10 protein-coding genes and 1 pseudogene are annotated in these 11639 nt (G+C 60.8%); 3 read left to right on the top strand and 8 right to left on the bottom strand.

Features of this window, described 5'->3' with window-relative positions; genetic code table 11:
• The 5 genes and pseudogenes from FJ418_RS28910 to tnpB all read right to left on the bottom strand — a co-directional run.
• The coding region (locus FJ418_RS28910; protein WP_210243169.1) for a VCBS domain-containing protein at positions 1–1749 on the bottom strand (1749 nt) is incomplete at its 3' end.
• A gap of 18 nt (positions 1750–1767) precedes the next feature.
• Positions 1768–2235, bottom strand: coding sequence for a hypothetical protein (locus FJ418_RS28905; protein ID WP_140871567.1), 468 nt, complete (start codon positions 2233–2235; stop codon positions 1768–1770).
• A gap of 462 nt (positions 2236–2697) precedes the next feature.
• Entirely contained in the window at positions 2698–2946 is a 249-nt protein-coding gene (locus FJ418_RS32120; RefSeq protein ID WP_181167136.1) for a transposase, read from the bottom strand.
• Positions 2947–3990: 1044 nt separating this feature from the next.
• Positions 3991–5482: pseudogene (locus FJ418_RS28890) on the bottom strand (IS66 family transposase); the annotation flags it as partial.
• A 73-nt stretch (positions 5483–5555) separates the two neighbouring features.
• On the bottom strand, positions 5556–5822 hold the full coding sequence (gene tnpB / locus FJ418_RS28885) for an IS66 family insertion sequence element accessory protein TnpB (RefSeq protein ID WP_348643132.1): 267 nt from the start codon (positions 5820–5822) through the stop codon (positions 5556–5558).
• A 53-nt stretch (positions 5823–5875) separates the two neighbouring features.
• On the opposite strand from tnpB, the gene FJ418_RS28875 reads away from it, so the two are divergent.
• Positions 5876–6424 carry an HlyD family efflux transporter periplasmic adaptor subunit gene (locus FJ418_RS28875; protein WP_246683262.1) on the top strand — a complete coding sequence of 183 codons (549 nt, stop codon included), beginning with the start codon at positions 5876–5878 and terminating at the stop codon, positions 6422–6424.
• 130 nt (positions 6425–6554) lie between these two features.
• Here the strand turns inward: FJ418_RS28875 and FJ418_RS28870 are convergent, their stop codons facing one another.
• From FJ418_RS28870 to FJ418_RS28860, 3 genes are all read right to left on the bottom strand, one after another.
• A complete protein-coding gene (locus tag FJ418_RS28870; protein ID WP_140871559.1) occupies positions 6555–6938 on the bottom strand; it encodes a MucR family transcriptional regulator in 384 nt (127 codons plus the stop codon).
• A gap of 353 nt (positions 6939–7291) precedes the next feature.
• Entirely contained in the window at positions 7292–7540 is a 249-nt protein-coding gene (locus FJ418_RS28865; RefSeq protein ID WP_140871556.1) for a conjugal transfer protein TraD, read from the bottom strand.
• A 1-nt stretch (position 7541) separates the two neighbouring features.
• Entirely contained in the window at positions 7542–7868 is a 327-nt protein-coding gene (locus FJ418_RS28860; protein WP_140871553.1) for a conjugal transfer protein TraD, read from the bottom strand.
• A gap of 172 nt (positions 7869–8040) precedes the next feature.
• Here FJ418_RS28860 and traA point away from each other — a divergent pair, with 172 nt between their 5' ends.
• Together traA and FJ418_RS28850 are read left to right on the top strand one after the other, a co-directional pair.
• Positions 8041–11088: a Ti-type conjugative transfer relaxase TraA gene (traA, locus tag FJ418_RS28855; protein ID WP_140871550.1), complete on the top strand. Its 3048-nt coding sequence runs from the start codon at positions 8041–8043 to the stop codon at positions 11086–11088.
• A 128-nt stretch (positions 11089–11216) separates the two neighbouring features.
• A complete protein-coding gene (locus FJ418_RS28850) occupies positions 11217–11432 on the top strand; it encodes an AlpA family phage regulatory protein (protein WP_140871547.1) in 216 nt (71 codons plus the stop codon).
• Positions 11433–11639 lie beyond the last annotated feature (207 nt).

Genomic DNA, 11639 nt, shown 5'->3' with positions numbered 1-11639 from the left:
GACAACCGTGCCGGCATCCTGGCCGACAGCCGTCGTGATCACCGGCGAATCGTTGGTCCCGGTGATCGTGATGGTCAGCGAGGTCGAGGAAGTGGCCCCATTGGCATCCTTGACCGTGTAGGTGAAGACATCGGTTGCAGTGGCACCTTGGGCCAGGGCATTGGTATCGGGGTCGGCATTGTTGAGTGTGTAGGTGTAGCTGCCATTCGACCCGATCGTGACCGAGCCGTAGGTCCCAACCACCGCCGAGCCAACATTGGCCAACAGGCCGTTGACGGCCGAAACCGTCTTGCTGTCGCCGGTGTCAATATCGGTGTCGTTGGTGAGCACATTGCCGGTGGCCGACGGATCGCCAGCGAAGGCAGTGTTGCCAGGATTGACGCCTGCCTCGGTGACGGCATCGGCACCGTTGGTGTCGGCGACCGCAATCGGCGCGTCGTTGGTACCGGTGATCGTGATGGTCAGCGAGGTCGAGGAGGTGGCCCCATTGGCATCCTTGACCGTGTAGGTGAAGACATCCGTTGCGGTGGCACCCTGGGCCAGGGCATTGGTGTCGGGGTCGGCATTGTTGAGCGTGTAGGTGTAGCTGCCATTCGACCCGATCGTGACCGAGCCATAGGTCCCAACCACCGCCGAGCCAACATTGGCCAACAGGCCATTGACGGCCGAAACCGTCTTGCTGTCGCCGGTGTCAATATCGGTGTCGTTGGTGAGCACATTGCCGCTGGCCGACGGATCGCCATCGAAGGCAGTGTTGCCAGGATTGACGCCTGCCTCGGCGACGGCATCGGCGCCGTTGGTGTCGGCGACCGCAATCGGCGCGTCGTTGGTGCCGGTGATCGTGATGGTCAGCTGCGCAGTATCAGTAAGCCCGTGAGGGTCACGCACGGTGTACGTAAAGATTTCAGTGACAGTGACCCCTTCCGCCAACGCGTTAGTGTCCGCATCGCTGTTGTTGAGTGTGTAGGTATAAGTTCCGTTCGCATTCAAGGTCAGCGAGCCATAGGTGCCCACCAATGCAGATCCGACGGTGCCGGCGCTTCCAGATCCGGATTCAGGACCTGTGCGGACCGCCGACACGACCAGCGACGCATGGCTGTCGTCGGAATCCGTGTCGTTGGCCAGCACATTACCTGCCGCCGTGGAGACGCCCGAAAATGGTGTATTCCCTGGGCCAACGCCAGCCTCTCGCACTCCATTGGCATCGTCGACACCGACGGGGGCGGTTGGGTCGACTCCGTAGCGCACCTGCTCAATCGCGGAGACCTTGAGGTTGATCGTGGTGAATGTAAATTCTGCTTGACCTGCCTGGCCGGTATTCGCGTTCGAGTTTGCGGCAATGAAGGTACGAAACTGAGCAATTTCAGCGTTAAACGCTGTCATGAATGATGTATTTAATAGTTGATCATTGCTCAGATAGATAACAAGCGTATCGATCTCGGCAGTGCCTTTCGCAGCATTGCCATTACCGCCGTCGTAGACGTCGTAGCCGGAAAAGGTCGTTTGTCCGACCGTTATCCCCGTGCCGTAGACTTGGGTACCAATCTTGTACTGATTTTCCCATGCTCGATAGATAAGCGTGTCCGCTCCGGATCCGCCCAGGACTGTATCGAAACCACTGCCTCCATCGAGCGTATCTGCGCCTGACCCACCGTTCAGGCGGTCATTTCCAGCCCCTCCCGACAGCAGGTCGTCGCCGCTGCCGCCGACCAGATTGTCGCTGCCGCTTGTTCCGATGGTCGTTGCCATGCCCCGTCCCCTGTCTCGCTAGTTTTTCTTGTCGGTCAAAAATTGCCGATGTCGACCTGCCGCTGCGGCGGCGTGGTCGCTCAAAAAATACGTCCTATGCGGGCAAATTCGCCATCGCCAAAAGACGGCTTGATCCCCCGCGAGAGCGCCAGGATCAGATGAATTCGCATTCAGCCCAATGACATTTGTACCGATGCGAAACGCCCACGCCCGCGGGTCAGCCGGACACAGCTTGACGTCTGATGAATCTTTGCAACCGCCTTCCGCGGGTTTCTTTGCATCGTTCGAGGCGGAAAACTCGCCATCGATGGAGCAAAGTGTCTTTGCGCTATCGTTGCTTAGCGCATTGTGTGAAATAATGACCAGGAGGGTAGAAGTAAGGATGACTGTATCTTCAGCAAAATTAAAGACGTCGTCGCCGACCTCTGGTATATCGGAAAGCGATATCGTCGTCCCATCGGCACCTGTGATGTGAGAATAAATCACCCTTGTCCCCACCCATTTTACTTGTACATATGTACAAATACAGATGCCCCCACACCTGTTTTACTGCCGCATTGAAAGCTTGGCCATTCTCCATCTAAAACAGTATGATCAACATGCTAGTTCGTCCACTATCAGTGCGAAGTCCAGTCGCAGGTAACGGCACAGTTCCGCGATCAGCCAGATATCAAAATGGCCGTCCACTGCAGTCTTGGCTCAACAATGCTAGCTGGCACGACTCTGCTAGCCGCGCTGCGTTCCCTTTAGCCCCTTGGCGTCGCCCATTCCCTGATTGTCGGTCAGGCTCTTTTTTAGGAGATGCTTATGTTAACACATTCCTAACGCTAACAAACGGTAAGCGTCAACATCCAAACGGAGGAACAGTTAACGGCCGAAAATAGAGCACTAGCAGGCCGTGCAGGCCATCTATGGACCGGCCGCGCGGTGCAAGGGATGTCGGTGTAGTCACCAGACCCTTTTCCTTCCGCTCTCGTGCTGCCAGTTCTCCGGCGCGGCAGTTGGCTGCGGCGCCTTGCGGGCGGTCAGGCCGAACTCCTCTCGCCAGCGGAACGCCATACTGGTGGCAATGCCATGGCGTCGGCAAACCTGCGCCACGGCGACGCCGGGCTTCTCCGTTTCCTGCACGATCGCCCGCTTCTGCTCGTCGCTGAACCGGCGCCGGTTCGACCGCCCATCCACCGCTTCCGGTGTCAAGCGATATCGTCGCCGAACACAACTAGCAGCGCTGCTTAATTGAGCCCGGGCACTCGGATGCAACAGAGATCGCCAGTCCACTTCGACCTCGAATTCCTCGAGACGATCACGCCATTTGCGCGGCGCGTACGGCGAAAGCCCGAGCGCTGCCGCAGGTCGGCAAGCCCCAATCCTCTCCAATTCATCGCCTCCACATGCACGCCCCAGAATGCTTGCAGCGCAATCGGACCGGTGTCTGTGCGAGCGCGGTAGCGATAGCGCAGTGGTCGCTTGTGCCGCTTCGGCGGCCCCTTGCTGCTCTGCTTTTCAGCCTTTCATTGTGCAATTTCCGCAGATATTCCGCACGTTTGCGATCTTCCGGGCTCACCAGATGGCGCGCCCACAACTCGAACGTCGTCGTCGAGAGCTTACACCGGCGGCAATATTCCTCCACCTCAAGGCGGCCCCGATACCAGGCCGCGACATGTGACGATCAGTATGCGTTTCTGGCCTTGTCCCAGGAACGTCGAGCCACCGCCGGAAATCCTCCTCGACAAGAAGAAAACCCCACATGCAGCGAGATTGCACGACCCCAAAGAGGTGCAGAGACCGGACGCTTACCAAGGGTTGGCGTAAGCGTTCGGATGTTGCACGTCAGGTAAGATCTTGACATGAAATCCTCGATTAACAGCCTCAGGGAAGCAGCACGTGGACGCGGCCTCCTATCCTCTGGGAGTCTCCGATTTCGCGATCACGGCTTCAGCACGCTCTATCGCTGCTCGGAGTTCATCGCTCTGCCATGTATCGGCGGAATGTCCATCGTCGAACGACCGGTCGTGGGTTTCTCTCGCGCGCGAGGTTAGCTCTCGAAGCACGGCAATGGCCTCGGAAAGCAGTCCTGCATCTGCCCCGTCTCGGGAAGACTGTGTCATCTCTTTACCCTCATCATATTGCAATTATGGGCCACCAAGCGGGATCTTTACAATATACGACTATCGCCATTGGCTTCGCCGTTTGGCGAGAGATTGGCTTTGCCCAGGCGGCGCCGGCGGACCCTTTGGGTGTCCAGTTCCACGGCAGGAGTTCGTCGATACGGTTGATCGGATGTCCGTCGACCATGCGGCTGAGCACATCGCGCAGCCAGGCATAAGGCTCGACGTCGTTAGGTTTGCAGGTTTCGATCAGCGAACACAGCACCGCCCACCGATAGCCGCCGCCGTCGCTGCCCGCGAAGAGGGGGTTCTTGCGACCAAGGCTGACCGGACGAATCGCGCGCTCGACCGGGTTGTGTCGAGTTCGATGCGACCGTCGTGCAGAAAGCGGGTCAGTCCGTCCCAGCGCGAGAGCGCGTAACGGACCGCTACGGCGAGTGTGCTTCGTCCCGACAACAGTGGAAGCTGCCCTTCGAGCCAGACCCGCATGGCGTCGACAATTGGTTTCGAACGGCTGCGCCGAGATGCAAACCGATGCGCCGGCGATTGACCACGAACGTCGGCTTCGACGGCATAGAGCTCGCCGATCCGGCGCAAGGCTTCCATCGCGATCGGCGCGTTGGTGGCCTGCGCCACATCAAAGAACTTGCGCCGGGTGTGCGCCCAACAGGAGGCGAGGACGATGTCTCCCTTGACGGTGAGCTGCTCGAAGCCGGCATACCCATCGACGTGAAGCACGCCCTTGAAGTGCTCGAGATGCGAGGCCGGGCGTTCAGCCTTGCGGTCCGGCGCGAACAAATAGGCCGCGGCCGGCGGCTCCGGTCCGCCCCATGGTCTCTGTTCGCGGGCATAGACCCAGAGCCTGCCGGTCTTGGTGCGGCCACGGCCCGGATCAAGCACCGGAACCGGCGTGTTGTCGTCAAAGAGATGGTTGGAAGCAAACACGCTTTTGGCAAGCCGCTCATGCAGAGCTTCGAGCCACCAGCAGGCGCCGCCGACCCAACCGGCGAGTGTCGAACGCGGAAGATCGACACCACTGCGGGCGAAGATCTGCGACTGCCGGTAGAGCGGGGTATGGTCGCAATATTTGCTGACCAGGACCTGCGCCAGCAACGCCGGCGTTGCCATGCCGCCGCCGCTGCGGAGCCGGCGCTTGAACGACGGTCACGCAGGTCCGGCAGCCATATTTTGGTCGCGTGGTCCTGATCACGCGAAGCTGCGCTGGCACCCAGTCCAGCATCGCTCACGCTCTCGCCGATGAGATGCAGCGCACCGCCGCAGCCCGCGCAGATAGTGCTGCCGATGTCGAGCAGGACATCCTCGCGCGGCAGATGATCGGACAGCGACTTGCGATGGGATTGCCGCTCGACCGGCGGTTTGCCTGCGAACGGACCGCTTTCCTGGATGCGAGCGACATCGGCGTCGAGGTCTTCCAGCGCGAGCGCGAGCTGGTCGGGATCGAGCTGCTCGGAGCTGCGGCCGAACTGCGCCCGCTGGAGCTTTTTGATGATCGACTGAAGTCGCTCGATCTCTCCGCCGCGGCTCTCGACCGCAGCCGCCATATCGCGCACGAGTCGCTGCAAAAGCTGCGGGTCGGAAGGCAGATACTCAAGATCGATCAACATGACGGAATCGATCACAAACAGCCGCAAAACCCCAAGGATTCCAGGCTTTTCCGTAATGGTCGAAGTGCTGATTTCAGCCGGCGAGCGCTGGCCTCCAAACTCGCTCGGGAGCGCGCCAGTCGATGCCCTCGATCAGCATCGCAAGCTGGGCCGGCGTCAGCGTGATCGAGCCATTAAAGCCCGCCATCACCGGCCATGCGAAGCTGCCTTGGTCGAGCCGTTTTGTGAACAGGCACAGGCCGTTTCCGTCACAGAACAAGATCTTCAGTATCGACGCTTTCTTGCCACGGACGGCAAACAGATGGCCCGAGAACGGATCCTGCTTCAGCGTTTGCTGCACCGCATGGCGAGCCCGTCGAGACCTTTGCGCATATCGGTGTAGCCAAGCGCCAGATGCACCTTCACGCCCGCGGGAACGATCATCATGTTCCTGTTCCTTCGCTTTCAAGATATTCGCGAACTGCATCCGGATCGCTTCCGGTAGGGGCGAAGACGCGCCGGCCATCAGGCAGATCGATCGCCGACCTCACGGTCTTTTCCACCGGCGCGGTTGTCTCCCCCGGCCAGACTATCCTCGACATCGTGCCGACAAGGAATTCGCTGATGGTCCAGGCGCAGGTCAAGGTCGAGGACATATCCAGCCTGCGCGCCGATATGACGGCTGAGGTGCGCTTCACCTCCTACAAGCAGCGCACGACGCCAGTCATCCACGGCCGCGTCACCCGTATCTCGGCCGATCGCGTCACCGATGCCAAGACCGGCTTTCCCTATTATGTCGCCGACGTAGCGGTGGATCAGCAGGAACTCGCCGCCGCGCCGCAGATCCAGCTCTATCCAGGCATGCCGGCCTCGGTGATGATCGTGACGGAGGAACGCATGGCGCTGGATTACATCCTGGGACCGCTTACGACGTCCTTGCACACGGCGTTCCGGCAGAATTAGACATACTACTAGGACCGCATCCAAGCGTATGGAGAAGGCCGCGCCGATGCGAGGGTCGACAGCCGATGGCCGCCATTACATCCGCAGGAGTCTACAAATTAACTCAGGCCCGCATCCGGCTTGCCCAGGCCTAACCCTCAGAGCTTGCGCAGAACGGGCAAGGCTCTGGAATGCAACGGGTCGAGTGCTTTTTGCTGGCGATCTTTCGGCGAAGTCCGCTGGACGTCGCCAAGGCCGACCGTTGAGCCGCTGAGTTTGGGGCCATCATCGGATAGTCGCGCGCCAAGCCCCACTTTTCACGATACTGTTCCGGCGTCAGGCCGTAGCGCACGCCGAGATGGCGCCTCATCGATTTAAACCGCTTACCGTCCTCGAGACAGATGATGTAGTCGGGGAAGACCGATTGCATGGGATTGACGGCGGGGACTTGGGCCGGCTTCTCGGGTTCGGCCGGCTGCGACGAGTCCACGTTTCGGATCAGCTCCGGCAGGTCTTGGTTGTTCTCGTCGGACATGCAATATCTCCGCTCTCGATTGGCTGAATCTCTTAGTCGGTTTTCGGCAAAATGCCAGTGCCTCGATCCGATCACGGGTCTGCGGTGGAGCGCCCGCGATCTATGGCGTCTTCCCCGTCCGGTGATCGTCCTCATGAAGCTGATGTTTGGGCGGCCCGACATCATGCGCAGGTTTCCGGTGTAGCGTTAGTTGGCTCAAACGATCGCGAGGGGCGTCCGGAATTCTACTTGTGCCCGCACTAACCCTGCAGAGCCATCGACATGCAGCCCGCCCTTGAAGTGCTCGAGATGATGGACAGGGCGGATAGATGATGCCTGTTAGCGGCTTTGCACCGCCCGCTGCTCGCCAACCGCTATGTTCGCTGGTTCTTATGGTCTTCATGCCGTTCCGCATCGAATGCCTGCTTTCCCTTCGCGGCCCAAAGGTCCCGCGCATGCTTACCTTCATGGCCCTGCAGCTTGGCGGCAATCCAAAGCAGCGCCCCGTAGATGATGGCGCGATCGTCATTGGTCAGTTCAACGATGCCTGCCTTGACGACAAGACCGCCGAGTTCGATCAGATGTCGGGTGCGCTTTCGGCGCTCGGCCTGCCACGTGCGCATGTCATGTCGAGCCTGGGCTGACTGCCGGCGGTTCTGGGCTGCGCGGTTGCGCTGCAGCGCCGCGCAGATTGCGCTGAGATGCCGGAGCAGTTCGCCGGGATCCGCTCTCGAAAAACATCACCCCACGCTTGGCCCATGCCTCACGCTTTCCGGTGTCTTTCGTCTCAGCGATTGCAACCAGCGCTCCGGCCAGTTCTTCGGGGCTGAGTTGATCGGCGCCGGTGGCGATCACCAGCTCGCCAAGTTGCTGCACCTTGCGCGCTTTGAGTTCGCGCGCCTTGTCTTCCAGCGCCTTCAGTTCCGCGTCAAAGTCTCGTGGTTTACGCATGGCTGTCTCCGTCGGTTGTCGATCGGATGATGATAGGGGAGCGCCTGCCGGAAAGCTTCAGGGTTGGCGAGACAGCCAGGGACGGGCTGGTCCATCCCGAGAATTTTTCGAGGGAGGGCGCGCTTATACGTCGTGCCGACGTGCGCTTCGACGTGCAAATGATGCTGTCGCGATGGCGATCTATCATCTTCATGTCAAAGTCATTGGCCGCAAGGCTGGGAGCAGTGCTGTGGCATCCGCCGCGTACCGTTCGGCTTCGCGGTTGCGCGACGAGCGCATCGAACGCAGCCACGATTTTTCCAGCAAGCACGGCGTTGTCCATTCTGAGGTGATGCTGCCAGAGAATGCGCCAGAGGCCTGGAGCGACCGCGAACGGCTTTGGAACGGCGTCGAGGCCTTCGAGGTACGCAAGGATGCCCAGCTCGCCCGGGAGGTGGAGTTTGCCCTTCCACGCGAACTGAGCCAGGCGCAAGGCATCGAACTGGCGCGCGACTTTGTTCAGGCCGAGTTCGTCAGCCAAGGCATGGTTGCTGACCTGAATGTGCATTGGGACAGAGCGGAGGATGGAAGCCCCAAACCTCATGCCCATGTCATGCTCACCATGCGGTCGGTCGATGAAAACGGTTTCGGGGCGAAGGTACGAGACTGGAACGCTACCCAGATGGTTGAGCGCTGGCGCGAGCGATGGGCGGAGCTTGCCAATGAGCGCCTGGCCGAACTCGACATCGACGCACGCATCGATCATCGCAGCCTGGAAGCGCAGGGCATTGTCCTGGATCCGCAAACGCAGATTGGTGCGCCGGCCCAACGCATTGAAGGCGGCGGCCTTGCTGCTGGCGACATTGAAGCAGATCGAGCCGAACTGCATCGCGAGATCGCGCGCGACAATGGCGCGCGGATTATGGCTGAGCTATCCGTGGCGCTCGATGCCATCACGCATCAGCAATCGACTTTCACCCGAAAGGACATTGCGAAATTTGCGCATCGCCACAGCGACGGAGTTGAGCAGTTCAACGAGGTGATGGCTGCCATCAGCAGCGCCCCCGATCTGGTCGAACTCGGCAAGGACGGACGCGGAGACGATCGCTTCACCACCCGGCAGATGATCGAGACCGAACAGCGTCTGCATCGCGCGGCAGTACGCATGGCTGGACAAGAGCGTCATGCGATGAATGACGCACATCGCGAGGCTGCTCTGGCGAATGCCAAGCAGTACGGTCTTGCACTCTCGAGCGAGCAGGCCGATGCACTGGATCACATCACCGACGGCCGCGGTCTTGGCGTCGTGGTTGGTTTTGCCGGAACGGGCAAGAGCGCAATGCTGGGTGTAGCGCGCCAGGCGTGGGCAGCAGCAGGCTACGAGATTCGAGGCGCGACACTTTCCGGCATAGCGGCCGAGAATCTCGAAAGCGGTTCAGGAATTGCTTCGCGCACCATCGCCAGCTTGGAACACAATTGGGGACAGGGCCGCGATCTGCTCACTGCCAGCGATGTCCTGGTGATCGACGAAGCCGGCATGATCGGCACGCGCCAGTTGGAGCGCGTGGTCTCCCATGCCGCGGAAGCCGGCGCAAAGGTCGTGCTGGTTGGCGATCCGCAGCAGTTGCAGGCGATCGAGGCCGGCGCCGCATTCCGTTCTATCCACGAACGCCACGGTGGCGTCGAGATCGGCCAGGTGCGCCGGCAGCGCGAGGACTGGCAGCGCGACGCCACGCGCGATCTGGCAACCGGCAGGGTCGGCGCTGCGATTGACGCCTATGACGGCCAAGGCATGGTGCACCAGGCTGCGACGCGCGACGAGGCTCGCAGCGATCTTGTCGAGCGATGGGATCGCGAGAGGCAGGCTCAGCCACAGGCAAGCCGAATCATTCTCACCCACACAAACGACGAAGTGAGTGCGCTCAACAAGGCCGCGCGCGAGCGCATGCGCGCTGCCGGCGATCTCGGCGACGATGTTCAGGTGGATGTGGAACGCGGCGCAAGAAACTTCGCAAGCGGCGACCGTGTCATGTTCCTGCGCAACGAGCGCGGGCTCGGCGTCAAGAACGGCACGCTCGGCGTGATCGAAGAGGTCAGCACACAGGGCATGGCCGTGCGCACCGACGACGGCAGGTCGGTGCGCTTTGACCTGAAAGACTATGCCCACATCGACCACGGCTATGCCGCGACCATCCACAAGGCGCAGGGCATGACGGTCGACCGCACCCACGTCCTGGCAACGCCGGGCATGGATGCGCATGGCAGCTACGTTGCCCTGTCGCGGCATCGAGATGGCACGGATCTGCACTACGGCAGCGATGACTTCGCGACCCGGGATAGGCTTGTCCGCACGCTGTCGCGCGACCGAGCCAAGGACATGGCGTCGGATTACGAGCAGATCGACCCGGCGCGGAGCTATGCCGAGCGGCGCGGCATCACCTTCCGAGAGCGCGTGGTCGAGATCGTGCGCCGGATCATTCCAGAGAAGTTGCGCGACCGGATCGACGGGCTGCTGGACGGGTTGCGCTCGCCGGCAGATGCCGAGCCCGGAAAAGACCGTGGGCATCAGCCGGGAAGGGAAGACGGTCGAGCGCAAAACGGCGATGCCGGCGCCGCTCCTGGAAGAGAAGCTTCCGTCAGGGGAGCGCAGCGCGAGGCGGATGCGTCGGCGGATCTGGAAGCGGCGTTGCGCAGCGCTCGCACGAAGGCGCTTGTTCGCCACGCACGTGCGCTCGACGCGATCCTCAGCACCGGAAGTGCGGACGGGCAGGGCAGTCCCGAGCAGATGCGCGAATTGAGGGATGCCCGCAGCGCGTTCGAGAAGGTTCGGCCGCATGGCTGGCGCGATGCCGAGGCGGCCTATGTGAAAAACCCCGAGCTTGTCCGTGAGGCAGGCGCGGGCCGGGTCAACCGTATCGTGCTGGCTCTCCAGCTTGAAACGGAAATCCGCAACGGGATGGACATCGATCCCGGCCGCCGCGCCGACCGTTTCGTGGAACGCTGGCAAAAGCTCAATCGGACGGGACAGGAGCAATATCAGACCGGCGACATCTCCCGCTACAAGTCAACGCGTTCGGCCATGTCCGATATGGCCAAGAGCCTTGAACGCGACCCTCAACTTGAATCCCTACTGGCAAACCGCAAACACGAGCTTGGCATCAACGTGGATTCGGGTCGTCGCCTGGGCGCGGAACTCGCCTTCAGCCATGGCATCGGTAAGGGGCGGGGGATTGGAATCTAAGGCATGCCGATTTGCCGCCGTTTCCACTCCGCAGCCGGCTGAGGCGACAGACCTGATTGCCTACAGCATGGGTTCGTCCTGTCTGTCCCAGGAGACATCAGCAAGAACCAGTGAGGTGCAGGCAAGCCATGTCCGAACCGGATCGTATCATACGCCTTAGGACGGTCCTCGCGCGGACCGGCCTGTCCCGCTCAACCATCTATCGCAAGATCACTGAAGGGACTTTCCCGGCCCAGATCAAGATCAGCATCAACGGGGCGGGCTGGAGAGAATCCGATATCAATCGATGGGTTGACGATCCAGTTGCATGGCACACCGGCGCATCACGAAAAAACAGCGAGTAGCGGAGTGGTACGTCGCTGTCGATGTTGAACACTCCTCTCTAAGTCAAGTTCAATGACTGGGAAGGAGCCGAAAGGTGAAGGTCCGCATTGGGTTCAATACGCTCGAAAGGCGCTGATGCGTCCATAGCTGCGGAACCCCGCAAGTAGGTAGCGATTCGCCATCCCTCAACTGGAGGTCCTGACTTCCGTTTTCTGATCTCTCGGTTT

The organism is Mesorhizobium sp. B2-8-3 (assembly GCF_006440815.1).
Lineage (GTDB): Bacteria > Pseudomonadota > Alphaproteobacteria > Rhizobiales > Rhizobiaceae > Mesorhizobium.
This window is presented reverse-complemented; position numbering and strand designations above follow the sequence as displayed.